Origin of the sequence: Siccibacter turicensis LMG 23730 (genome assembly GCF_000463155.2) — a bacterium.
In the GTDB taxonomy this organism is placed as follows: domain Bacteria; phylum Pseudomonadota; class Gammaproteobacteria; order Enterobacterales; family Enterobacteriaceae; genus Siccibacter; species Siccibacter turicensis.
On sequence record NZ_AWFZ01000030.1, the window covers coordinates 110,422 to 132,863 of the forward strand.

Below are 22,442 nucleotides of genomic sequence, written 5' to 3' on the forward strand. Positions count from 1 at the left end.
AATAATTTCAGAAAGTTACATGGGAAAACGCCTCCCGTTCACATTCAGACAGGCGTACGATTGTGGTTCCATACCCATACAAGCAAGAGGGACTTTATATGGCAATACCTGTGTATCTTTGGCTTACCGATGATGCAGGAAATCAGGTTAAGGGTAGTGTGGATCTGCATGGCAGAGAGGGTTCTATAGAGATTGTAGAGCTTATGCATAATGTAGAGTTACCCATGGACGACAATACGGGAAAGCTCACCAGTAAGCGCCAGCATGGAGATTATGCACTAATTAAAGAATTCGATTGTGCATCCCCTTACCTCTATCAAGGCGTATCATCTGGCAGAAAGTTTAAACAAGCCGTATTGAAGTTTTACCGTGTAAATTACAACGGGCAGGAAGAAGAATATTTCCGTGTAACAATGAACAACGTCAGGATAAATGAAATCGAGCCTTTCATGTTCGACATAAAAAATCCCGTATTTGAAAAGCATAACCATCTTGAAGCTCTCTATTTAGCATATGAAAAAATCATCTGGCACTACCTTGATGGAAATATAATTCATTCTGATTTATGGAATGGCAATGAGGAGACGGCATAATGACATGGGTTTATAAAGTCAGCACGCATCGTTTTTATCTCGATGGAACGTATCAGTTTGACGCTAACTATGCTGGAAGACCTGGATATAAAAATGATTCTGCTAATGAGTGTGTAAAAGATAATGGCCCACTTCCTCGAGGCACTTACACTATCGGCCCGGCTTTCTACCATCGTAGAACCAGAGCATGGACCATGAGACTTACGCCATATGGTACAAATCAAATGTGTGGACGTGATGGTTTTATGATCCATGGTGAGAGTGCAGCACACCCCGGTGAAGCATCTGATGGGTGCATCATCCTTAACTTACCCTATCGAAAAATCATTAACGCCAGCCGTGATAAAACGCTGGTAGTGGAAGATTAAGAATGTTCAGACAATTGTTAATTGTAACCCTGGCTGCAATCTCTGCTATCTCATACGCAGGATGCGAATCTGTTGGCTTGTCTATGGAGTCGACTCTGTTTAATTCTGTCGCAAAAGAGTTAAATATTGATACCTCTACAGTCCAACGCAATCAAACTACAGTAGAGGTAATTGATAAATCCGTCGTATCTGAACGCTATGCTAAATCACTGGCTACTTTTGATCATGCGGATGCAATAGATAAAGGTAAAGCCACGCTACCAGAAAAGGATTATTTCACGAGTTATTATGGCAATAATACGCAGTCGCTCACCGCAAAGTACACGTATATCAATAAAGACAAAAAGAAAGATGTCTTTATCGCTTCCAGTATCATCAGTGCCGATGAATGCTCAATCCGATTTAATGGGTATATCACGTTATCAAGAGAGTTCTAATGCTCATGGGGCTGCAACGCCCCACTTGAACGCCTCCAACAGGGCAACTTTCTTAATAGCGCGCTCGCGGCCCGGTGTCATTCAGTTCCCCACGATTACCAATGCTCAGGTATGGGGTGCAGGATTGCCGCACTCACCCCCCTTCCCTACGCACCACCACGCCATTCTCATGCCGGCGAATAGACGGGATACAGGCGGCTGCCAGGGTGGCGATGACCACCGCGGCGGCGCAGGCCAGCAGCACGCCGGTAATGCCGAAGTGCAGGGTCAGCGGCCCGGCGGCCAGCTCGCCGATGGGGATAGCAACAAACGAACCGATGGCGTCCCAGGCGTAGACCCGGGCCAGCTTCTCCGGTGGGATATGGGTTTGCAGAGAGTGCGCCCACACCACGCCAAACTGCCCGAAGCCAACGCCCGCCACAAAGAAGGCCCCCATCAGCGCGGGCGTCGAGGGATGCTGGCTTAATACAACCATTGGCAGGGCGCAGAAGGCCACCAGCAGCACGCCAATATAGAGGTCGCGGCGCGGCTTCCAGCGCAGGGCGATGAGCGAGCCGACGATCAGTCCAATGCCCTGCGCGGCCAGCGCAAAGCCCCAGCCGGAGCGGCCAAACGAGGCGTCGGCGACGATGGGCCCGACAATCATCGTCACACCGCTGAAGGCCGCATTGATAATGGTAAACTGCACCACGATGCCCCATACCCAGCTGCGGGCGATGAACTCTTTCCAGCCGTCGCGCAGGTCCTGCAGGATGTTGGTCTGGCTGTCGGCGACCTGGGTTGCGCTGGCCCGGGTGAGCAGATAGAGCGGCGCGGCGCACAGGAAGCCCAGCGCGTCGACCGCCAGCCCCCAGCCCGGCCCGACCAGGCTTGTCAGAATCCCGCCCAGCGAGGCGCCGACCACCGTGCCGCCGTTAATCCCCAGCTGAATAAAAGCATTGGCTTCACGCAGGGTGTGGACCGGCACGGTCTGGGGCACCATCGCCTGCGAGGCGGGTAGCGCGATGCCGGCAGCCGCGCCGTTGACGGTCCCGAGCAGCGCCAGCAGGGCCACGGTGGCGGAGCCATCCAGCACCAGCCAGGCCACCACCGCCTGAGAGAGCGCGGCAATGACCGACGACCACACCAGCACTTTGCTGCGCGAGTAGCGGTCGGCCAGCACGCCGCCAATCAGCAAAAACGCCACGTTAAAAATGGAGCGCGCCGCCACCACCAGGCCGAGATCCCCCGCCGAACCGCCGATATCCAGCACCGCAAACGCCAGCGCGATGGGGGCGATGCCGTTACCGAGTACCGTTAACAGGCGGGCGAAAAACAGATAGCGAAACGGCGCATAGTAGAATGCCCGCCGGGCGCGGGTCGCGCTCACGGCGTCACGTCCCGATTGTTTTGCCGGGCAGCGAACAGGGCCTGGGACCCGAGCCTCTCCTTCATGAACTCTCCTGTAACGGGGTGGTGGCGCATCAATCAGCGGGTTTAGCTGCGATCCGATGCTGCGTGTTAAAAGCCCTGAATCAGGCTGGTGAGTCGTCAGAATAATGACAGGGCGAACTCCTGCTCTTCGCCATGGCGCGTAGATTCCAGGCGATCTGACAAGATAAAAACATTATGCCAATATCAATCAACATGTCACACCTCTTCTTCCGCGGCGTGTTAACGCTGCACAGACGGTGCGGCGGCGACGTCCCGTTTACCATTACGGGATGCGCTTCTCATGCCTCGCCCCACGGGTCACATTGCCTGCCTGGTTATTCCTGCTTCGCCGCCGGCGTACCGGTACGCCGGGCCGGAATTGGCTGATTTATGTTACAAAAACGGGGGTTTACTAACAATTCAGGGGTTGTCCGACTTTACGCCGGGCGCGGATGATGCAACGCTTAGAAAGGGTTTAACAATAATAAACAGCCAACATACCGTGGAGATATCATGGCTAAAACAAAAATGCTGTTGATGGGCGCACTGCTGACGCTGGCGTCATCAACCTTTGCTGCACCGCAGAGCGTAGCGCCGACGGGTATTGATGCTTACGAAATCAAGGAGTTTGTTGCCGACTTTACCCAGTTCCATATTGGCGACCGGGTACCCGCTATGTACCTGACCGACGAATACAACATCACCAAATGGCAGCTGCGTAATCTTCCGGCCCCGGAAGCCGGCGCGCGCTGGACCTATATGGGCGGGAACTACGTGCAGATCACCGACGCCGAAGGCAAAATCCTCAAGGCCTACAACGGCGATATCTTCTACCACCGTTAATCGCCCCTCCTCCACACACGCCCGCTTAGATCGGGCGTGTGCCGTTACATCCCGGATAGCGTCCACATCCCCAGAAGGCCCGGCCATTTCCCGGCCCGCGACGCGCAACGCGCCGCACCATCGGGCTTTGACAGCGCGGGCATAACACCGGCGCGGGCTGGGCGATGGTCGCTGCCTGTTGAAACGACGCCAGCGTCGGGGCGGCAATCGGGTTCAGCGGCGGGCGCGGCGGCACCTTCAGCCCCAGACAGCGGATATCCGCTTCGCACTGGGCAAGCCGGGCAAACAGCGCGGTCAGCTCGCTGTCTACCGAGTTTTTCCAGCGGTCCGTTTCCAGCGCCAGGCTCTGGAAAACGCTGAGGCTTTTCTTGATGCGCTCCTCCATCCCCTGCTGCTTAATCAGGATCTCATTCTGGCGCGTGCGCACCTGATGGTGATCCACCGCGGTCCAGGCGCTGCGATAGCTGAAGCCGCGCTCCAGCTCCTGAAGCCAGGTGTGCAGATTGGCGCTTTTAATCGGCCCAATGCCCGGCACCACGCGCACGTTCTGCTGCTTAATATCCAGCGCGGTGGTGAATCCCCAGGAGGCGAGGGTCGCGCAGTCGGTGGTGGTAATCCGCGACAGCGTGGCGCGCCGGATCTGCTGGCGCACCAGATGGTCATCAAGCTGCTTTGTGCGGCGCTCGCTGTCCCACTCCGCGGCCTGCTGGCTGAAAGCGGTGGAGAGGTGGCGGAACTGCTCCACCGCCTCGTAAATCTCCGCTTTCACTTTGATCGCCCGGCTTAGCGGTGCCGCCTGCTGGAGGGTCGCGACGCGCGCCACGATCTCGCCGCACAACTGCTGATGCCGCGCGAGGTAGCGGTCAGCACTGAATTTCACGCCGAGCGGCGTCAGGCCGAGCGCGGCCAGCGCCAGCCCATAAAACCACGGCATACCGAGATAAACACCCAGCGCGGCCAGCGGCACCAGTGCGGCGCCGACCCCACGCGCCACCGGCAGCGCACGGCGTTTCAGGCGCAGCAGGCGGGCGTTGTCCTGGGGCGGCGGTGCGGCGCTGACCGGCGGGAGCGGCACGCTGATTGCTCCCGGCAACGGAACGCCGTTTACCGCCGCCATCAGGGCCGCAAGGTCAAGCACCAGGCCGTGACGGGCATCCCGCTGTCCACCGGCCAGGTGCATGCGTGAGTAGTCGCTGTTGAGGAACAGCGGACGGCCGTAGCGGCTCTCCATGCGGCACCACGGACACTCCGTAGCGTGGCGCGCATAGTGGTGCAGCTTGTTGCGGCTGCACATGCGCAGCTCGCCTTCGAACGCCTGCATCGCGGCGACCCAGTCGGCGGCGGCAGGACGTTTGCCGACGTTCGCCGGCGAGAACGCCTCTTCAAACAGCTGATGCACGCTGGCGGGAAAGTCCTTCAGCCGGACGGTGCCGGGCGGCGGCTCCATGCCGGTCGCGCGGGCGGAGTAGGCAAAGCGAAACTCTTCGATCGCCTTCTCCAGCGGCATCTCGCCCTCCCCGGTATAGCTCCCGGAGAACGGATGACGATCCATGCACAGCAGCTGGAACAGGCAGACCGCCAGGCCGAACGCGTCGTGATCCGCGGTGCGAACGATGGCTTTGAGGGTTTTGCCCTGCAGCTCCGGGGGCGTGTACTCCGGCACGCCGACGGCGCACAGCCAGTCGCGTCCGCCCGCGTTGACCTGGAAACTGTCGGCATCGATCAGCACCACCGTCGCTTCCGGCGACACCAGAATACCGCGCTGGTTGATGTCGCCCACCACGCAGCCCTGCGCGTGAAGCTGGGCCATCACCCGGGCAACGTTCAGCGCCACGCGCACGATAAAGCGGTAGTCGGCCTTAGGAAAATGTTTTTGCCGCGAGGTGGGGGTTTGCAGCTCGTGGATCTCTTTGTGCTTGTCCACCAGCCGCATCAAAAATCCGACAAACTTTCCCTGCTTGTTCTCCACCACCTGGCAGGGGAACGCCACCGTGGGAACGCTATCGGCCAGCTGGCTGGCGACAAGGGCGCGAATTTTCGGTTCGCGCTCGGCGGCCAGGGCGTTGAGGTAGCGTTTGACCGCGTAGCCCGGCAGATTGCTGACGGAGAACACCTCCCCCTCCCCGCCTTTCCCTACCCGCTTGTCGAGGGTCAACGCCCGTCCGTTGGCGTAGAGCGGCTCGTGACTCATTTGCTCACCGCTATCACCAGGGTTTTATCGTCGTCGGTACGTTCATTGAGCCGGGGGCTGGCGAGGAACTGCGTCAGGCTACGGCTGAGCGCCAGATCGTTGCCGGTGGCCTGGGAGCTGTCCAGCGGTCGCGCCATCGGAGTAAAGAAGCCCGGCGCGGCGCGCCCGCTGGCGCTGTCGATCACCAGGCTTTCAATGCCGTCGCTGAAGGCCGCAAAGGCGCTGAAGTCGTTAGCCAGGCGGGTGAAACGCACCCGTGGCCCGGGGGCATCGGTAATAAAGAATGTGGTGGAGGCATATTCCCCGTGCTGTGGTGCACTGGCGACGCGCCACTCACCGCTGGTTTTCTCCCGGCAGACCACCGCCCCGTCACCGACGTGCGCCACCAGCACCGTTTCCGGGCTGACCATCAGCATCACCAGCGTGGCGGCGAAGTCGCGCGGGGTCAGCGCCCGTGCGCGGGCCGCCTCGTCGATGCGGGTGCGCACCTGGGCTATCCAGCCGCTAAGCGTGGCATCGTCGGGCGCAGCGGCGTGGTCTGCCAGATAGTCGCGGGCAAGCTGGCCCAGGGTATGGCACACCAGCGATGCGCCCTGCCCGCCGAAGCTTGCCGAACCGGCCCCGTCAGAGACGATAGCCACGAACCAGGGCGCGCCGTCAACGTCGTCCGTGACAAAGCAGCGGCGCGCATCCTGAAGACGCGTCCCGCTGCGCAGATGTGAACTGCCGATGGCAGAGGCCGAGGCGTAGCACCATTTCATCGGCTTAACCGGCCACGGCCCAGCCGTCCGGCGCGGTAGGGTTCTCAAGCGGCACTTGCTCGCCCGGATTGGAGCGCGACATGGCGCTCAGGGAGTTGGACAACCACTGGAAGAACTCGCTGAACTGCAAGCCCTTAAGCTTGAGCGGATGGCGCACGGCAATCTGGGAGAGCGTTGACATGTCGGCATTTTCGACGCCCACGGCGTAGAACATGAACGACTTCGCCGCTTCGCCCTCGCGCACCAGCTGCGCTGCGCGCTGCCAGCTGTCGGTCGGCGCACCGTCGGTGATGAGAAACACCCACGGCCGGTAGAAGCTGACGCCGTTGGCGCGGTAGCGCTCTTTGCGCTCGCTCAGCATCTGCAGCGCAGTTTCGATCGCTTCGCCCATCGGCGTGTTGCCCTGGGTTTCCAGATGCGGAGGGAAGAACTGGGTGGCACTGGTGAAATCCACTTCGGTTTTCACCGGGCCGAAGGTCACGATGGCAAACTCCACGCGCTTCGCCGCGAGGCTGTCGCTCTGGATCTCCTCCTGGAGGTGCAGCAGCCCCTGGTTCAGCTGCTCCATCGGCGCGCCGGTCATCGAGGCCGACACGTCCAGCAGCAGAATGCAGGGGCAGCGCGCCTGCGGATTATCAAGAAACTCGGCGTCCGCGAACGGCTGTTGCGTAAAGTCTGTCATTTACCCTCCCAATGGATCGTTAGCATGTACCGCTTTCGCAACCGGAGCTGCGTCGGTATGGCGTCTACGCTGGCGCGACAAATCGCCTTCGTATCACGCGAAGCCGTTATCGTTTATGGCGCAAACCCCATGGATATACCAATTGAGCGCGGCGTTATCAACCACTCACTGAATCCGCAGCCATAATTTGCATTAAGGCGACAAGTTTCTGTGATTTCAGGTATTTTCACTGCCTGTTAGCGACACTTAACCTAAATTCATTTGGACGGATTTATCTCCTCTCGCCAGCGCGGCTTGTGGGTTTACGTATTGGCGTTAACACTGAAAGAGAAGCAGACAAACAAGGAGTTAACGTGGAGATTCGACCCTGGCAGGAGAGCGACCGCCCTTTTCTGCGCACCCTCTATTTACACGCCCGACGCGAAGCCTGGCCCTGGCTCGACGGCAGCGACTGGCAGCTGGAGGATTTTGACGCGGCAACGCGCAACGAGCGGATTTACGTCGCGCTGGAAAACGGCCACCGCGTCGGTTTTGCCTCCCTCGACCAGAACGGGAATTTCCTGCACAACCTGTTCATTGACCCGGCGTGTCAGGGGCACGGCATCGGCAGCGCGCTACTGGAGCACGTTCAGAAGCAGTTCACCGGCACCGGAGCGCTGAAGTGCCTGGCGAGAAACCAGCGTGCGCTGGCGTTTTACCAGCGGCACGGCTGGCACAGCGAAGCCACGGGCGATTCCCCGGACGGCGAGTATGTGCTGATGCACTACCGGCTGGGGTGAGCCCCGCGCATAAAAAAGGCCAGAGTTGCCTCTGGCCGTAACAGGAGAAGGGGATCAGCAGCAGGCTCAGGAGAGCGCTTCCGCCTGGGCTGGCTCGGCGCGGGCGCGCCAGAGCACAGTCCAGCGGTGAATCGACGACACCATGATCGCCAGCCCCAGCGCCACCATAATGATGGAGATGGTGCCGTTAAAGACGTTAAATCCCTTCGCCGCGCTGTTGAAATACACGTTCTTCACCATCCAGTACGCGGCGTAGTTGACGGTAACGTACAGGTAGGAGAGCGGCACCAGGCAGGTCAGCACGTACCAGCGTTTTTTCCCGAGGCGCAGAATGATGGTGGCACCGATCATCAGGCCGATGGACGCCATCAGCTGGTTCGAGACGCCGAACAGCGCCCACACCGAGTTGATGTCACCCGAGTTAAGCAGATAGCCCCACAGCAGGCAGGCGACGATGCTGCAACCAATCGCGCCCGGCATCCAGTTCGTGCGCTTGAGCGGTGCCCAGAGATCGCCGAAGAAGTCCTGGAGCAGGTAGCGCGCCACGCGGGTGCCGGAGTCCACGGCGGTCAAAATAAACACCGCTTCAAACATCACCACAAACTGGAAGAAGTAGGACGCAAGATGGCTGAACCACGGGATGCGGGTGAAGATGTCCGCCATGCCCACCGCCAGCGTGACCGCACCGCCGGTACGGCCGTACAGATCCAGACCGATCTCCTCGCTCAGCTTCGGCAGGTTGACCACGTCCATTCCCAGCCCGGCAAACACCTGCGGAGCGGAGTTGATGGCGAAGTAGTCCGCCGGATGCAGCGCGGTGGCGGCAATAAGCGCCATCACGCCCACCACGCACTCCGCACACATAGCGCCAAACGCGACCGGCAGAATGTCGTTCCATTTGTCGATCTGCTTCGGCGTGGTGCCGGAACCGATAAACGCATGGAAGCCTGAAATGGCCCCGCAGGCGATGGTAATAGAGATAAACGGCCACACCGGGCCGGCCAGCACCGGGCCGTTACCGTGAATAAACCCGGTCACCGCCGGGAACTGAATTTCCGGGTTGATGAACACCACGCCAATCACCAGCGCGCCAAACACGCCGATTTTCATAAAGCTCGACAGGTAGCCGCGCGGCGTCAGCAGCATCCACACCGGCAGCGCGGTGGCGAAGAAGGCGTAGAACGGCAGCAGCAGGCTTACGGTGGAGGCTTGCAGGCTCAGCCACTGGCCGAACACCGATGCCTGAATCGACGGACCGGCAATCACGCAGGCGAAAATCACCAGGATACCCACCCAGGTGGCACCGCGCATGCTGCCGGTAAAGCGCTCCCACAGCCCAACGCCGATGGCCACCGGAATGGTCATAAACACCGCGAAGGTACCCCAGGGGTTACGCTCCAGGGCATGCACCACCACCATCGACAGGCCCGCCATGGTGATGGTGATAATGAACAGCATCGCCAGCCCGGTACACCACCCGGCCACCGCGCCGAGTTCCGATTTGGCGACTTCGGACAGCGATTTGCCCTGATGCTTCATGGAGGCGAACAGCACCACGGTATCGTGTACCGCTCCGCCCACCACGCAGCCCACCAGCAGCCAGAGAAAACCGGGGAAGTAGCCGTACTGCGCGGCCAGCACCGGGCCAACCAGCGGACCGGCAGCGGCGATAGCGGCAAAATGGCTACCGAAATTCACCCATTTTTTTGTCGGGACGTAGTCTTTACCGTCCTCGTAGACGTGCGACGGGGTAACCTCGCTGTCATCGGCGTTCAGCACTTTACGCACGAAAAACACGCCGTAGAGGCGATAGCAGATGGCGAGGATACACAGGGTCGCTATTACAAACGTCAGTGCGTGTGACATAGCTTAATGCTCCAGAGAGAAGAAAAATCGCGTCATCCTGGCATGGCTGCGTCACACGAGCGGGGAGTAACTGGCCGAGCGGTCACATAGCGGCGTGAGTGGTTAAAAAACGCCGCCCAGCGGCGGCGTAATCGCTGAGGAGGCTTACAGACCCAGCGCCTCTTTGAGGCCCTTGAGGTAGCGGCGGCTGACCGGGATGCGCTGCCCGCCGCGCAGCAGCAGTACGGCCTGGCCGCTCTCTTCAAAGCGGATCTCATTGAGGTGCGCCAGATTCACCAGGTACTGCCGGTGGCAGCGCAGCAGCGGCGTCCGGGTTTCAAGCGTGCGCAGCGTCAGTTCGGTAAAGCCCTCCTGCCCGCTCAGGCTGGTGACGTAGACGCCGCTCAGCCGGCTGCTGACGAAGGCCACCTCCTCAAGCGGCAGCAGCCAGATCCGGCTGTGTCCGGTGCAGGGCAGGTATTTCAGATGCTGTTCGCCCTCGCGCAGCAGCGACACATCCTGCGGGGTGCGCTCGCTTCGCAGACGCGTCAGGGTTTTCTCCAGCCGCGCCGCCTCAATGGGCTTTAACAAATAATCGAACGCATGCTCCTCAAACGCCTTTACCGCGTACTCGTCATAGGCGGTGAGAAACACAATGCCGGGCCGGTGACGCGGGTCGAGCATGCCGACCATCTCCAGCCCCGAGATGCGCGGCATCTGAATGTCGAGAAACAGCACGTCAGGCGCCAGACGGTGGACGGCGCTGAGGGCCTCCACCGCGTTGGCGCACTCGCCGACAATCTCAACGTCCGCGTGCGCCGCCAGCAGCACGCGCAGGTTCTCACGCGCCAGCGGCTCGTCATCGACCAGCAGCACTTTTAACATGGGGCCTCCACTTTCGGTAATGCCAGCGTAATGCGAGTAAAACGCGCCGGTTCGCAGCGTATCGTCATGGCGCAGCGTTCGCCGAAGCGGGCGCGTAGCCGTTTCTCCACCAGGCTCATGCCCAGCCCACCACCGGTGGAAGCCGGCTGGTACAGGCCGGCGTTGTCTTCGATTTCGATCACCAGCTGCTCCTCGTCGCAGTGGGCGCGCAGGGTGATTTTCCCGGTTTCCAGCATCTGCGATGTGCCGTGTTTGATGGCGTTCTCCACGATCGGCTGAAGGGTAAACGCCGGCAGGCAGAGATGGCCCAGCGCCGCCGGCAGAGCAAGATCCACCTGAAGATGCGACTGAAAGCGCGCCTTCTCAATTTGCAGGTAGGCGTTGACGTGCTCGATCTCGTCGGCGAGGGTCACCACCTCCGAGGGGCGCTTCAGGTTTTTGCGAAAGAACGTCGAGAGATACTGCACCAGCTGGCCCGCCTGATCGCTGTCGCGGCGGATCACCGCCATCAGCGTATTGAGCGCGTTAAACAGGAAGTGCGGATTGACCTGGGCGTGCAGCAGTTTGATTTCCGACTGGGTGAGCAGGGCTTTCTGCCGCTCATATTGCCCGGCGAGGATCTGCGCCGACAGCAGTTGGGCGATGCCCTCCCCCAGCGTGCGGTTGATGGAGCTGAACAGACGGTTGCGGGCCTCATACAGCTTGATGGAGCCAATGACGCGCTGGTTCTCGCCGTACAGCGGGATCACCAGCGTCGAACCGAGCTTGCAGTGCGGGTGCAGTGAGCAGCGGTACGGCACTTCATTGCCGTCGGCATAGACCACCTCCCCGGTTTGCAGGGCGCGCAGCGTGTAGTCTGAGGCGATGGGCCGCCCCGGCAGATGGTGATCGTCGCCGATGCCGGTAAACGCCAGCAGCTTGTCGCAGTCGGTGATGGCCACCGCGCCGACGTTGAGCGCTTTCCAGATCACCTCCGCCACCCGGGCGCTGTTCTCTTCGTTAAAGCCGAGCCGCAGTATCCCTTCGGTGGAGGCGGCGACCTTCAGCGCGGTCGCGGAAAACGCCGAGGTATATTTTTCAAACATGGCGCGCTTATCGAGCAGAATACGCATAAACAGCGCCGCGCCGACGGTATTGGTGACGATCATCGGTGCGGCAATGCTTTCCACCAGCAGCAACGCCTCATGCCAGGGCCGGGCGATAAGCAGAATAATCGCCATCTGCACCAGTTCGGCGATAAAGGTGACGATACCCGCGGTGAACGGGTCGAACAGCCGGTCGCTGCGCCCCCGCCGCAACAGCAGGCTGTGCACCAGGCCACCAAGCAGCCCTTCCACAATGGTCGAAACCATACAGCTTACGGCGGTCATCCCGCCCAGGGCGTAGCGGTGCAGCCCGCCGGTCAACCCCACCAGACCGCCGACTACCGGCCCGCCCAGCAGGCCGCCCATCACCGCGCCAATGGCCCGAGTGTTGGCGATGGAGTCATCAATGTGCAGCCCGAAATAGGTGCCGAGAATGCAGAAGATAGAGAACGTGACATAGCACAGCAGCTTGTGCGGCAGGCGCACCGAGACCTGCATCAGCGGAATAAACAGCCGCGTTTTGCTCATCAGCCAGGCGATGACCAAAAACACGCACATCTGCTGTAGCAGCAACAACACCAGCGTAAACTCGTACATATCGACACCGCGCGGGAGTGAAAAGCGCGTACGATACGCAGCGTCAGGTGGGCTTTCCTTGAAGATGCACAAAAAAGTGTCGAATGCGCGGCGCGAAATGCGCAGTTCGGAATCAACTTAACAGATATAAAAAAACCCGGCCCACAAGGAGGACCGGGTTTGTCTGCAACCCGCGAACCGGGCTTAGGATCAGACCGCGCGGAAGGCGATCTCACCGGGGATAACTTCCCCCTGCCAGTAGAGCTGAGCGGCGACGCGGCCTGCCAGCTGGCGGTAGATCGCCGTGAACTCGCTGTCCGGACGGTGCACCACGGTGGGGGTACCGGCATCGAGATCTTCACGCAGCTGAATGTGCAGCGGCAGCTGACCAAGCAACGTGGTGTGGTACTGCTGCGCCAGCTTCTCGGCACCGCCCGTGCCGAAAATCGGCTCGTGGAAACCGCAGTTGCTGCAGATGTGCATGCTCATGTTTTCCACCACGCCCAGCACCGGGACTTCCACCTTCTCGAACATCACCATGCCTTTGCGGGCGTCAATCAGGGCGATGTCCTGCGGGGTGGTGACCACCACCGCGCCGGTAACCGGGATGTTCTGCGCCAGCGTCAGCTGGATGTCGCCGGTGCCCGGCGGCATGTCGAGCACCAGGTAATCCAGATCCGGCCACATGGTTTCCTGCAGCAGCTGGAGCAGGGCTTTGCTGGCCATCGGGCCGCGCCACACCATGGCGTTATCATCGGTAACCAGATAACCAATGGAGTTGGTTGCAAGACCGTGCACCTCGATTGGCGCCATCCGCGTGCCGTCTGGTGAAGTCGGACGCTGGTTTTCGGTGCCAAGCATGGTCGGAATTGACGGGCCGTAGATATCCGCATCGAGGATACCGACCTTCGCGCCTTCCGCAGCCAGGGCCAGCGCCAGGTTTACCGCCGTGGAGGATTTCCCGACCCCGCCTTTACCGGAGCTGACGGCGATGATGTTTTTCACGCCGTTGACGCCGGGCTGGTTCTTCACGCGCTTCAGGGTGGCGATACTGTGCGACAGCTTCCAGTCAATCGCGCTCGCCCCGGTGATGCGCAGCAGATCGGCGCTGCACTGCTCTTTAAGTTCTTCGAACGCGGTGCGCCAGGCAAACGGCATCACCAGTTCAATGTGGATGGTGTCGTCCATCCAGGCGACGTGGTGCAGCGCTTTCAGCGCGGTGAGGTTGTGCTTAAGCGTTGGGTGCTGAAAATTTGCCAGTGTACCGGCGACCATGGCGCGCAGGGCTTCCGGGGATCTGGCCTGGGATTGCGAACTCATCCCGACTCCTTTGTTGTTCTGATGTTAAAAAATTGAAGTCTGAGAATCATACCAGAGTCGGGGGGCGTTAGACGACATTAAACGCCCGGCGTGCTTTGGCGGGATGTGCTCTGAACCCCGGCGCAGCGGGCTGTCAGGGGGCAATAAACTCAACCGAATATCTGCGCAGCGCCCCGCCGGGTTTCATCAGGATGTACTCCGCGGCCCAGGTTTTCCCCGATTCATAGTTGCGGTTCGGCAGGCACGCCCGGTAAGCCGGCAACATAATCGCGTGCCGCTCAGGATTCATTTCCTCGATGGGATAAATAGCGTACTGGGTAAACGCATCGCCCGGCTCGGCATCACGGGTATAGAGGCAGACATCACCCTTAACGATATTTATATTACCGGTGCGATCGAATGTCGCGCGATCCTGAGTACACCCGGTCACGCTAAAAAGCGCCAGCAGGGAAACCGCTAATAACCTTTTCATATTTGGCAACCACGCTTTTTTTATCCGAGAATGAGAATGACCCGAGGTATTTTTTATAGATAGCCCATTGCTGAAGGGTCGTCTGCATCAGTAGCCAGTAATCAGCGATAATGCATGCCTGTTGCTCGAGAGGATAAGCGTGCAAAGGCAGATTATCGAGATCGTAATAGTAACTTCTGAAGCCAGAAAACATTCCGCGTGTCCTCACGGCGTAACCATGCTGGTGCTGCCAGACGTGCATCATTTCATGAATAAATAAATGTTTTGCGTTCAACGATGATACTGAAAAGTCTGGGTGATAATCATTAATGAAATATATATTACCGTCCGGCGCCATTGCCGTATTGGAGTTCTGCAAACCGAACGGCAAGTAACTCCCTCTGAAGAGCGTGACCGCACGGTAATTAATTGACTGCCCAAATGCCTGTTGCCCGAGACGTATCTCGCCCTGGGTTAATGCCCTTGAATACATTGATTTGCCCTGCTCAGTGCGGCGACATACCGTCACGCCATTTTGAGTCGGTCGGGTTCGGGAATACATTTTTTATCGCTGTGTTCGCTATAAATTCAGAATGCCGCGTGTTTTTTGATTAACGCTCAGAGAGACCCTAACCCCCCCTTCTGACGCCTTCGTGTCAGCGCATGCGTCCCGATCGACTTTTTCCCGGCTTTTACCGCCTCGCGGTACTCAACACGGGTGGATTCGGGTACTATTACCCCCCCCATTTGCCACAGAAGACGTAATACTCACTATGACTCAAGTCGCGAAAAAGATTCTGGTAACGTGCGCACTGCCGTACGCCAACGGCTCCATCCACTTAGGCCACATGCTGGAGCACATCCAGGCTGATGTCTGGGTCCGTTACCAGCGAATGCGCGGCCACCAGGTCAATTTCATCTGCGCGGATGACGCCCACGGTACGCCGATCATGCTGAAAGCCCAGCAGCTCGGTATCACCCCGGAGCAGATGATCGGTGAGATGAGTCAGGAGCATCAGACCGATTTCGCGGGCTTTGACATCAGCTACGACAACTACCATTCGACGCACAGCGACGAAAACCGCGAGCTGTCTGAGCTGATCTACACCCGTCTGAAAGAGAACGGTTTTATTAAAAACCGCACCATCTCTCAGCTCTACGATCCGGAAAAAGGTATGTTCCTGCCGGACCGTTTCGTCAAAGGCACCTGCCCGAAATGTAAATCACCGGATCAGTACGGCGATAACTGCGAAGTGTGCGGCGCGACCTACAGCCCGACCGAGCTAATCGAGCCGAAATCGGTGGTGTCCGGTGCCACGCCGGTAATGCGCGACTCCGAACACTTCTTCTTCGACCTGCCGTCCTTCAGCGCCATGCTGCAGGCCTGGACGCGCAGCGGCGCGTTGCAGGAGCAGGTCGCGAATAAAATGCAGGAGTGGTTCGAGTCCGGGCTGCAGCAGTGGGACATCTCCCGCGATGCGCCTTACTTCGGCTTTGAAATTCCTGACGCGCCGGGTAAATACTTCTACGTCTGGCTGGACGCGCCGATTGGCTACATGGGCTCGTTCAAAAACCTGTGCGACAAGCGCGGCGACACCGAGAGCTTCGACCTGTACTGGAAGAAAGACTCCGACGCCGAGCTGTATCACTTTATCGGCAAGGACATCGTCTACTTCCACAGCCTGTTCTGGCCGGCCATGCTGGAAGGCAGCGGTTTCCGCAAGCCAACTAACCTGTTTGTTCACGGCTACGTGACGGTGAACGGCGCGAAGATGTCCAAATCGCGCGGCACCTTTATCAAAGCCAGCACCTGGCTCAATCACTTCGACGCCGACAGCCTGCGCTACTACTACACCGCCAAGCTCTCGTCGCGCATCGACGATATCGACCTTAACCTGGAAGATTTCGTGCAGCGCGTGAACGCCGACATCGTCAACAAAGTGGTGAACCTGGCGTCGCGCAACGCGGGCTTCATCGCCAAACGTTTTGACGGCGAACTCGCCGCTGAACTCGCCGACCCGGCGCTGTACCAGACCTTTACCGATGCGGCAGCCTCCATCGGCGACGCCTGGGAGAGCCGCGAGTTTGGCAAAGCGGTGCGTGAAATCATGGCGCTTGCCGACGTGGCGAACCGCTACGTGGACGAGAAAGCCCCGTGGGTGGTGGCGAAGCAGGAAGGCCGCGATGCCGAGCTGCAGGCTATCTGCACCATGGGCCTGAATATGTTCCGCGTGCTGATGACCTGGCTGAAGCCGGTGCTGCCGCAGCTGGCTGCCCGCGCCGAAGCGTTCCTCAACACCGAACTGAGCTGGGATGCTATCCAGCAGCCGCTGCTCGGCCACAAGGTCAACACCTTCAAGGCGCTCTACAACCGTATCGACATGAAGCAGGTCGACTCCCTGGTCGAGGCGTCTAAAGAGGAAGTGAAGGCCGCTGCGGCACCGGCGACCGGTCCGCTGGCGGACGATCCGATTCAGGACACCATCAGCTTTGATGACTTCGCCAAAATCGATCTGCGCGTGGCGCTGATTGAAAACGCCGAGTTCGTTGACGGCTCCGACAAGCTGCTGCGTTTAACGTTGGATCTCGGCGGCGAGAAGCGCAACGTGTTCTCCGGCATCCGCTCCGCCTATCCGGAGCCGCAGGCGCTGATTGGCCGCCTGACGGTGATGGTAGCGAACCTCGCACCGCGTAAGATGCGCTTTGGTATCTCGGAAGGCATGGTGATGGCCGCCGGCCCCGGCGGGAAGGATATCTTCCTGCTGAGCCCGGACAGCGGCGCGCAGCCAGGTCAGCAGGTCAAATAAGCAAAACGCCCTCGCATGAGGGCGTTTTTTTACGTCGCGGTCCGGCGCGGCTGGCTACACGCCAGCGCTTTTCACGTTATGACGCGCCGCCAGCCCGCGCAGGAAGTAGCGCAGGACCTGGTCGCCGCATTCACGGAAGTTTTTATGGTCCGGGGCGCGCATCATGGCGGTGATCTCCGGCATTGAGACGCGGAACTGCTGCTCGGTGAGGATGGCCAGGATGTCGTCGGTTTTCAGGGAGAACGCAATGCGCAGCTTTTTCAGCACGATGTTGTTATTGATGCGGCGCTCGGCGGTCAGCGGCGCAGCGCCTTCGTCCCGACCACGTTTGTCGTAGATCAGTCCGTTGAGAAAACTTGAAAGAATGATATCGGGGCAACGCTGGAAGCCCTCTTCCTCTTCTTTCTTCATCCAGATATCGATCTGCGCAGGCGTCGCCTCAACCTCGGCAAGCGCCAGAATGCGCACCAGACCCTGGTTGTTGGTTTTGAGGGTGTAGCGCAGGCTACGTAAAATATCGTTATTCAGCATGGCGTCTTAAGTTTTATCATTGCGGTCGCGCAGTGTATCACTTTCAGCGTCGCCATGCCGTGTGAGATTCAGCACAAAACCCGCGCGAGGCTTCCAGTGACGATATATCGCGGCTACATTTAACGGGGAACCAGTAAGGTCAGAGAGAAGAGATGACATTTTACACAATTGGGGAAGTGGCAGAGTTGTGCAATGTCAACCCGGTAACGCTGCGTGCCTGGCAACGGCGTTATGGATTACTCAAACCTCAGCGTACCGACGGTGGGCATCGCCTCTTTACCGAGGAGGATATCGAGCGCATTCATCAGATTAAGCGCTGGATAGAGGGCGGTGTTCAGGTCAGCAAAGTGAAAGCGCTGCTCAATGAAGAGGCCGATGACCAGCAAAGCGGCTGGCACGATCATCAGGCGGTGCTGATGCAGCAGCTCCAGCTGGGCAACCCGGCGGTACTGCGCAGCTGGCTTGCGGAGATCTGCCAGCAGCATGACGCCCAGGCGCTGGTGAAACACCTGTTTGTGCCGCTGCGTCGCCGTCTGCACGGCCAGCAAAGCGCGCTGGCCAGCATGCTGAGCCTGCTTGACGGGGCGCTGATTGCCCATGTCGCCATCAGCCTCGCGCTGGCACGCCGGAAAGCCGGGCGCGATGCGCTACTCGTCGGCTGGAACAGCGGCGATGCGACGCGGCTGTGGCTCGAAGCCTGGGTGGCGTTAGAACAGGGCTGGCGCTGCGATGTACTGGCGCATCCGCTCGTCCAGCTGCGCCCGGAGCTGTTTCCGGGTCAGACGCTGCTGGTGTGGTGCGGCGAGGAGCCCACCGCGCTGCAGAAAAATCAGATCCTCGCCTGGCAGCAGGAAGGCCTGCCGGTCAGCCTGCTGGGTTAAACGGGTGCATTTGTACACCGGTTACCCGTATAATCCCCCGACTGAATAAGGAGCACACCATGAAATTAACGAAAGTCGCCGTGGTAACGGGCATGCTGGTGATGGCAATCGGCGGTATCGGCGGCGTCATGCTGGCGGGCTACACCGTTATCTTACATGCCGGGTCATAAGCCGCAGTAACCGTTCAAACCCCCGATCGACAATAATGGCCAGCAGGGCCACCAGCAGCGCCCCCTGCATCACATAGGCGGTGTTAAAGCCGCTCAGACCGATAATAATCGGCGTGCCGAGGGTGCTGGCGCCCACCGTTGAGGCGATGGTCGCGGTGCCAATGTTAATGATCACCGAGGTCCGTACCCCCGCCAGAATCACCGGTGCCGCCAGCGGAAGCTCCACTTTATAGAGCTGCTGCCAGCGGCTCATACCTATCCCGGTCGCCACCTCTTTTGCCCCCTCCGGCACCGCGCTCAGCCCGGCCAGCGTCCCCTGCACTACCGGCAGGAGACCATACAGCGTCAGCGCAATCAGCGCCGGCTCACGGCCAAACCCCATCACCGGCACCGCCACTGCCAGCACCGCCACCGGCGGGAAGGTTTGCCCGGCTGCCACCACGGTTTCCACCAGGGTGCGAAACTCGCGGCCCCAGGGACGGGTTACGACGATCCCAAGCCCCACGCCGATCGCGACCGCCGCCACGCTCGAGATCGCCACCAGCCACAGGTGCGCCAGCGCCAGGTTGATGAAGGTTTCCTGAAGGTAGACCGGGCGCGGCTGCTGGGGAAACAGCCAGTGAAACAGCGCCTCGCTGTGCGGCATCGCCACCAGCAGGCCGATAAACACCGCCGCCAGCCACAGGAGCGGATCACGGAGCAGGCGCACGGTTCGCCTCCGGCATATTCTCCAGCAGATCCCGGAAGTGCAGGACGCCGCACGCCTCACCCTCTCCGGTCACCACCGGCAGGCGATCGCACTGGCGCTCAACGAAGTGCGACAGCGCTTCACGCAGCGTCAGGTGGGCGACCACCCCTTCCCCGCTCAGGCGCTCGTCGGGGCGCAGGTACTCCCCGACGGTGCGCAGCGAAAGCAGCCGCACGCCCAGCTCGCTGCGGCCAAAGAAATCGCGCACGAAGGCATTTTCCGGCTGGGTCAGCAGCTGCAGCGGCGTGCCCTGCTGCACCACGCGGCCGTTATCCATCAGCACCAGATGGTCAGCCAGCTGGAGCGCTTCGTCGATGTCGTGGGTGACCAGCACGATGGTGCGGCCCAGCAGCTGGTGTATGCGGCGCATCTCCTGCTGAAGCGCGGCGCGCGTCACCGGGTCGAGCGCGCCAAAGGGCTCATCCATCAGCAGCACCGCCGGGTCCGCCGCCAGGGCACGGGCCACGCCGACGCGCTGCTGTTGCCCGCCGGAGAGCTCATGGGGATAGCGCCCGCGAAACTGCGCCGGGTCGAGGCCCAGCAGAGCCAGCAGCTCGTCGATGCGCGCCGCGATGCGCGCTTTCGGCCACTTCAGCAGCGCCGGCACGGTGGCGATATTCTGCGCCACCGTCCAGTGGGGAAACAGCCCGATGGACTGAATGGCGTAACCCATCTGACGCCGCAGCGCCTGGAGGGGATAGTCGCGGATCGGTTTTCCCGAGAGCAGGATGCGCCCGCTGCCATGCTCTACCAGCCGGTTAATCATTTTCAGCGTGGTGGATTTCCCGGAGCCGGAGGTGCCGATAAGCACGGTGAACGCCCCTTCGTTGAAGCGCAGCGAGACGTTATCCACCGCGGCTCTGCCGCCATAGACCTTACTCACCTGGTCAAACTCAATCATGGTGTTTTGCCTCCAGCGCGGCGATAACAAGGTTGAAGAGTGCGTCCATCGCCACGGCCAGGGCGATCACCGGGATCACCCCCAGCAGCACCAGATCCAGCGCGCTGCTGAGCAGCCCCTGGAATACCAGCGCGCCAAATCCGCCGGCGCCGATAAGCGCGGCAATCGCCGCCATCCCCACGGTCTGGATCGCCACCACCCGCAGGCTGCGCAGCAGCACGGGCAGCGCCAGCGGCACCTGGGCTTTCACGAAGATCTGGCGGCTGGACATGCCCATGGCGCGGGCGCTCTCCAGCACGTCGCGCGGTACCTGGGCCAGACCGGCCACCACGCCGCGCACCAGCGGCAGCAGCGCGTAGAGCACCAGGGCGATCAGCGCAGGGGCCAGACCGATACCGGAAATGCCCCACTGCCCCAGCAGCGGCAGCGCGCTCGCCAGCCCGGAGAGCGGCACCATCAGCAGCCCGAACAGCGCCACCGAGGGCACAGTCTGAATCACATTGAGAACGGCGAAGACCGAGGGTTGCACGCCCGGACGGCGATGACACCACAGGCCGAGGGTTATCCCGATGAGGAGCGCCGGGATCAGCGTCCCGAACAGCAGGGTCAGATGCTGGCCGAAGGCATCGTGAAACACCTCCTGCCGGTTCGCATACTCTTTCAGCAGCGACAGGGAATCAAACCAGCCGGCGAGCAGCATCGCCACCGGGATGATTAACAGCTGTAAATGGAGGAGGACCCGCCCCAGTCCCGAGGAGATAAGGCGCTGTGCCGCATCGCTGAACATCAGCAGCGTCAGGGCCAGCAGCAGCCACTGCCCGCTGCCCACCGACGCGCGCGCCACGGGGCCGCTGGTGGCAATAAGCTGCTGGGCGGCATGGCCGCTCCACCACAGCAACAGCGCAAACAGGGCTTCGCTCACCAACAGCGTGGCGGCCAGCGGCCAGCGTCCCGGAAGAAACGCCAGCGCAGCCAGAACCGCCCACAGCAGCGCCGGCTGCCAGAGGGCAGCCGGCGCGATGTCGGTCAGGGGCTGCGGTATGCCGGACACCAGCCGGTTAGGTGCAAGCGTAATAAAGGGCAACAGGGTAGCTGCTGCCATGACGATCAGCAGCAGCAACAGCACCCGGTTATAACAACGTATCGGCACGCAAAAATCCTTTGGCTTACTTCACAAACCCTTTCTGCTTCAGGTAGTCGCTCGCCACTTTCTTCGCATCCAGCCCCTCAACGGCGATGCTGGCGTTCAGTTTTTGCAGGGTTTGCTCATCCAGGCTGGCAAACACCGGCTTCAGCCAGCTCTCCATCTCCGGGTACTGTTTGAGTACCGCTTCACGCACCACCGGCGTCGGGGCGTAGATAGGCTGCACGCCTTTCGGGTCGGTCAGGGTTTGCAGACCCAGCGCTGCAACCGGGCCGTCAGTGCCGTAGGCCATCGCGGCGTTTACCCCGGAGGTCTGCTGGGCGGCGGCCTTAATGGTTACGGCGGTATCCCCACCGGCCAGGGAGAGCATCTGGTCCTGACTGAGCGTAAAACCGTAGGCTTTTTCGAAGGCCGGTAGCGCATCGGCGCGTTCGATAAACTCCGCAGAGGCCGCCAGTTTGAATTCACCGCCCTCTTTCAGGTAGCGGCCGAGATCCTCAAGCGAGGCGAGTTTGTTTTTCTGCGCCAGGTCCTGACGCACGGCTATGGTCCAGGTATTGTTTGCCGGGGCTGGCGTCAGCCACACCAGCTTGTTCTGCTGCGCGTCGAGCTGCTTCACTTTCTCATAGCCCTGCTGCGCGTTTTTCCAGGCAGGATCGTTCTCCAGCTTAAAGAAGAACGCGCCGTTGCCGGTGTATTCCGGATAGATATCCAGTTCGCCGGAGGTGATCGCCCCGCGAACTACCGGCGTGGTGCCGAGCTGCACTTTATTGACGGTTTTGACGTCGTGGCTCTCCAGCACCTGAAGAATGATGTTGCCCAGCAGCGCCCCTTCGGTATCGATTTTCGAGCCCACTTTCACCGGATCGGCGGCCTGCGCGACGCCCACCACCATCAGCCCCGCAAACAGCGGCGCAAGTTTCCACACTGGCATTGTCATGCTCGTTCCTCATTATTTTCCGGCCCGGTTCATGGGCTTACGAAAAAAGCGTAGTCGATATCTTTGCGACGCGCCTCGCTAATTCAACGGG

At 60.3% G+C, this 22,442-nt stretch carries 23 protein-coding genes; 8 read left to right on the forward strand and 15 right to left on the reverse strand.

Going from position 1 to position 22,442, the window contains the following annotated elements:
• The first annotated feature begins 98 nt into the window (after positions 1 to 98).
• From DW58_RS10135 to DW58_RS10140, 3 genes are read left to right on the forward strand one after another with little or no spacing between them, the layout of a single operon-like run.
• Positions 99 to 593: an Hcp family type VI secretion system effector gene (locus DW58_RS10135; protein ID WP_024547707.1), complete on the forward strand. Its 495-nt coding sequence runs from the start codon at positions 99 to 101 to the stop codon at positions 591 to 593.
• Positions 593 to 961 (forward strand): tlde1 domain-containing protein, encoded by a 369-nt coding sequence (locus DW58_RS20095; RefSeq protein WP_071789219.1) that lies wholly within the window; start codon positions 593 to 595, stop codon positions 959 to 961. The genes DW58_RS10135 and DW58_RS20095 overlap by 1 nt, the downstream gene beginning before the upstream one ends.
• 2 nt (positions 962 to 963) lie before the next feature.
• Positions 964 to 1,398 (forward strand): hypothetical protein, encoded by a 435-nt coding sequence (locus DW58_RS10140; protein WP_035885503.1) that lies wholly within the window; start codon positions 964 to 966, stop codon positions 1,396 to 1,398.
• Between the two features lie 133 nt (positions 1,399 to 1,531).
• Here the strand turns inward: DW58_RS10140 and DW58_RS10145 are convergent, their stop codons facing one another.
• On the reverse strand, positions 1,532 to 2,767 hold the full coding sequence (locus DW58_RS10145; protein WP_024562486.1) for an MFS transporter: 1,236 nt from the start codon (positions 2,765 to 2,767) through the stop codon (positions 1,532 to 1,534).
• A gap of 557 nt (positions 2,768 to 3,324) precedes the next feature.
• Between DW58_RS10145 and DW58_RS10150 the strand changes: the two genes are divergently transcribed.
• The gene (locus DW58_RS10150; protein WP_024550022.1) at positions 3,325 to 3,654 is read left to right on the forward strand and encodes an RcnB family protein; all 330 of its coding nucleotides are present in this window, start codon (positions 3,325 to 3,327) and stop codon (positions 3,652 to 3,654) included.
• Positions 3,655 to 3,679: 25 nt separating this feature from the next.
• Here the strand turns inward: DW58_RS10150 and DW58_RS10155 are convergent, their stop codons facing one another.
• The 3 genes from DW58_RS10155 to DW58_RS10165 are packed head-to-tail and all read right to left on the reverse strand — an operon-like array spanning position 3,680 to position 7,288.
• Positions 3,680 to 5,845 (reverse strand): helix-hairpin-helix domain-containing protein, encoded by a 2,166-nt coding sequence (locus tag DW58_RS10155; RefSeq protein ID WP_024550023.1) that lies wholly within the window; start codon positions 5,843 to 5,845, stop codon positions 3,680 to 3,682.
• Positions 5,842 to 6,606 (reverse strand): PP2C family serine/threonine-protein phosphatase, encoded by a 765-nt coding sequence (locus DW58_RS10160; RefSeq protein ID WP_024550024.1) that lies wholly within the window; start codon positions 6,604 to 6,606, stop codon positions 5,842 to 5,844. Before DW58_RS10160 ends, DW58_RS10155 begins: the two co-directional genes overlap by 4 nt.
• A gap of 4 nt (positions 6,607 to 6,610) precedes the next feature.
• Positions 6,611 to 7,288 (reverse strand): vWA domain-containing protein, encoded by a 678-nt coding sequence (locus DW58_RS10165; protein ID WP_024550025.1) that lies wholly within the window; start codon positions 7,286 to 7,288, stop codon positions 6,611 to 6,613.
• 353 nt (positions 7,289 to 7,641) lie between these two features.
• On the opposite strand from DW58_RS10165, the gene DW58_RS10170 reads away from it, so the two are divergent.
• Positions 7,642 to 8,067, forward strand: coding sequence for a GNAT family N-acetyltransferase (locus DW58_RS10170; RefSeq protein ID WP_024550026.1), 426 nt, complete (start codon positions 7,642 to 7,644; stop codon positions 8,065 to 8,067).
• A gap of 66 nt (positions 8,068 to 8,133) precedes the next feature.
• Here DW58_RS10170 and DW58_RS10175 read toward each other — a convergent pair whose 3' ends face one another.
• From DW58_RS10175 to DW58_RS10200, 6 genes are all read right to left on the reverse strand, one after another.
• Positions 8,134 to 9,933: a carbon starvation CstA family protein gene (locus DW58_RS10175; protein ID WP_024550027.1), complete on the reverse strand. Its 1,800-nt coding sequence runs from the start codon at positions 9,931 to 9,933 to the stop codon at positions 8,134 to 8,136.
• 144 nt (positions 9,934 to 10,077) lie between these two features.
• The gene (gene btsR / locus DW58_RS10180) at positions 10,078 to 10,797 is read right to left on the reverse strand and encodes a two-component system response regulator BtsR (protein WP_024550028.1); all 720 of its coding nucleotides are present in this window, start codon (positions 10,795 to 10,797) and stop codon (positions 10,078 to 10,080) included.
• Positions 10,791 to 12,479 (reverse strand): sensor histidine kinase, encoded by a 1,689-nt coding sequence (locus DW58_RS10185; protein ID WP_024550029.1) that lies wholly within the window; start codon positions 12,477 to 12,479, stop codon positions 10,791 to 10,793. The genes btsR and DW58_RS10185 overlap by 7 nt, the downstream gene beginning before the upstream one ends.
• Before the next feature lie 189 nt (positions 12,480 to 12,668).
• Positions 12,669 to 13,778, reverse strand: coding sequence for an iron-sulfur cluster carrier protein ApbC (apbC, locus tag DW58_RS10190; protein ID WP_024550030.1), 1,110 nt, complete (start codon positions 13,776 to 13,778; stop codon positions 12,669 to 12,671).
• Positions 13,779 to 13,911: 133 nt separating this feature from the next.
• A complete protein-coding gene (locus DW58_RS10195) occupies positions 13,912 to 14,250 on the reverse strand; it encodes a putative T6SS immunity periplasmic lipoprotein (protein ID WP_024550031.1) in 339 nt (112 codons plus the stop codon).
• Positions 14,210 to 14,722: a hypothetical protein gene (locus DW58_RS10200; RefSeq protein ID WP_024550032.1), complete on the reverse strand. Its 513-nt coding sequence runs from the start codon at positions 14,720 to 14,722 to the stop codon at positions 14,210 to 14,212. The genes DW58_RS10195 and DW58_RS10200 overlap by 41 nt, the downstream gene beginning before the upstream one ends.
• Positions 14,723 to 15,002: 280 nt before the next feature.
• On the opposite strand from DW58_RS10200, the gene metG reads away from it, so the two are divergent.
• Positions 15,003 to 17,036: a methionine--tRNA ligase gene (metG, locus tag DW58_RS10205; protein ID WP_024550033.1), complete on the forward strand. Its 2,034-nt coding sequence runs from the start codon at positions 15,003 to 15,005 to the stop codon at positions 17,034 to 17,036.
• Between the two features lie 54 nt (positions 17,037 to 17,090).
• Here the strand turns inward: metG and DW58_RS10210 are convergent, their stop codons facing one another.
• The gene (locus tag DW58_RS10210) at positions 17,091 to 17,567 is read right to left on the reverse strand and encodes a YehS family protein (RefSeq protein WP_024550034.1); all 477 of its coding nucleotides are present in this window, start codon (positions 17,565 to 17,567) and stop codon (positions 17,091 to 17,093) included.
• A 152-nt stretch (positions 17,568 to 17,719) separates the two neighbouring features.
• Between DW58_RS10210 and DW58_RS10215 the strand changes: the two genes are divergently transcribed.
• Positions 17,720 to 18,448 carry a MerR family transcriptional regulator gene (locus tag DW58_RS10215; RefSeq protein ID WP_024550035.1) on the forward strand — a complete coding sequence of 243 codons (729 nt, stop codon included), beginning with the start codon at positions 17,720 to 17,722 and terminating at the stop codon, positions 18,446 to 18,448.
• A gap of 59 nt (positions 18,449 to 18,507) precedes the next feature.
• Positions 18,508 to 18,618 carry a protein YohO gene (locus tag DW58_RS20910; protein WP_024550036.1) on the forward strand — a complete coding sequence of 37 codons (111 nt, stop codon included), beginning with the start codon at positions 18,508 to 18,510 and terminating at the stop codon, positions 18,616 to 18,618.
• On the opposite strand, the gene DW58_RS10220 is transcribed toward DW58_RS20910, so the two are convergent.
• Genes DW58_RS10220 through osmF form a run of 4 tightly spaced genes read right to left on the reverse strand, consistent with a single transcriptional unit; the run spans position 18,596 to position 22,345 of the window.
• Positions 18,596 to 19,327, reverse strand: coding sequence for an ABC transporter permease (locus DW58_RS10220; RefSeq protein WP_024550037.1), 732 nt, complete (start codon positions 19,325 to 19,327; stop codon positions 18,596 to 18,598). The genes DW58_RS20910 and DW58_RS10220 overlap by 23 nt on opposite strands.
• Positions 19,311 to 20,267, reverse strand: coding sequence for an ABC transporter ATP-binding protein (locus tag DW58_RS10225; RefSeq protein WP_024562503.1), 957 nt, complete (start codon positions 20,265 to 20,267; stop codon positions 19,311 to 19,313). Before DW58_RS10225 ends, DW58_RS10220 begins: the two co-directional genes overlap by 17 nt.
• Positions 20,260 to 21,417, reverse strand: coding sequence for an ABC transporter permease (locus DW58_RS10230; protein WP_024562504.1), 1,158 nt, complete (start codon positions 21,415 to 21,417; stop codon positions 20,260 to 20,262). Before DW58_RS10230 ends, DW58_RS10225 begins: the two co-directional genes overlap by 8 nt.
• A 16-nt stretch (positions 21,418 to 21,433) precedes the next feature.
• A complete protein-coding gene (osmF, locus tag DW58_RS10235; RefSeq protein ID WP_024550977.1) occupies positions 21,434 to 22,345 on the reverse strand; it encodes a glycine betaine ABC transporter substrate-binding protein OsmF in 912 nt (303 codons plus the stop codon).
• Positions 22,346 to 22,442: the final 97 nt, after the last annotated feature.

Bases quoted from the DNA above. Each gene is read 5' to 3' on its own strand.
- DW58_RS10135 (WP_024547707.1), top strand. From the start codon at position 99: ATGGCAATACCTGTGTATCTTTGGCTTACCGATGATGCAGGAAATCAG.
- DW58_RS20095 (WP_071789219.1), top strand. From the start codon at position 593: ATGACATGGGTTTATAAAGTCAGCACGCATCGTTTTTATCTCGATGGA.
- DW58_RS10140 (WP_035885503.1), top strand. From the start codon at position 964: ATGTTCAGACAATTGTTAATTGTAACCCTGGCTGCAATCTCTGCTATC.
- DW58_RS10150 (WP_024550022.1), top strand. From the start codon at position 3,325: ATGGCTAAAACAAAAATGCTGTTGATGGGCGCACTGCTGACGCTGGCG.
- DW58_RS10155 (WP_024550023.1), bottom strand. From the start codon at position 5,845: ATGAGTCACGAGCCGCTCTACGCCAACGGACGGGCGTTGACCCTCGAC.
- DW58_RS10160 (WP_024550024.1), bottom strand. From the start codon at position 6,606: ATGAAATGGTGCTACGCCTCGGCCTCTGCCATCGGCAGTTCACATCTG.
- DW58_RS10165 (WP_024550025.1), bottom strand. From the start codon at position 7,288: ATGACAGACTTTACGCAACAGCCGTTCGCGGACGCCGAGTTTCTTGAT.
- DW58_RS10175 (WP_024550027.1), bottom strand. From the start codon at position 9,933: ATGTCACACGCACTGACGTTTGTAATAGCGACCCTGTGTATCCTCGCC.
- btsR (WP_024550028.1), bottom strand. From the start codon at position 10,797: ATGTTAAAAGTGCTGCTGGTCGATGACGAGCCGCTGGCGCGTGAGAAC.
- DW58_RS10185 (WP_024550029.1), bottom strand. From the start codon at position 12,479: ATGTACGAGTTTACGCTGGTGTTGTTGCTGCTACAGCAGATGTGCGTG.
- apbC (WP_024550030.1), bottom strand. From the start codon at position 13,778: ATGAGTTCGCAATCCCAGGCCAGATCCCCGGAAGCCCTGCGCGCCATG.
- DW58_RS10195 (WP_024550031.1), bottom strand. From the start codon at position 14,250: ATGAAAAGGTTATTAGCGGTTTCCCTGCTGGCGCTTTTTAGCGTGACC.
- DW58_RS10200 (WP_024550032.1), bottom strand. From the start codon at position 14,722: ATGTATTCAAGGGCATTAACCCAGGGCGAGATACGTCTCGGGCAACAG.
- metG (WP_024550033.1), top strand. From the start codon at position 15,003: ATGACTCAAGTCGCGAAAAAGATTCTGGTAACGTGCGCACTGCCGTAC.
- DW58_RS10210 (WP_024550034.1), bottom strand. From the start codon at position 17,567: ATGCTGAATAACGATATTTTACGTAGCCTGCGCTACACCCTCAAAACC.
- DW58_RS10215 (WP_024550035.1), top strand. From the start codon at position 17,720: ATGACATTTTACACAATTGGGGAAGTGGCAGAGTTGTGCAATGTCAAC.
- DW58_RS20910 (WP_024550036.1), top strand. From the start codon at position 18,508: ATGAAATTAACGAAAGTCGCCGTGGTAACGGGCATGCTGGTGATGGCA.
- DW58_RS10225 (WP_024562503.1), bottom strand. From the start codon at position 20,267: ATGATTGAGTTTGACCAGGTGAGTAAGGTCTATGGCGGCAGAGCCGCG.
- osmF (WP_024550977.1), bottom strand. From the start codon at position 22,345: ATGCCAGTGTGGAAACTTGCGCCGCTGTTTGCGGGGCTGATGGTGGTG.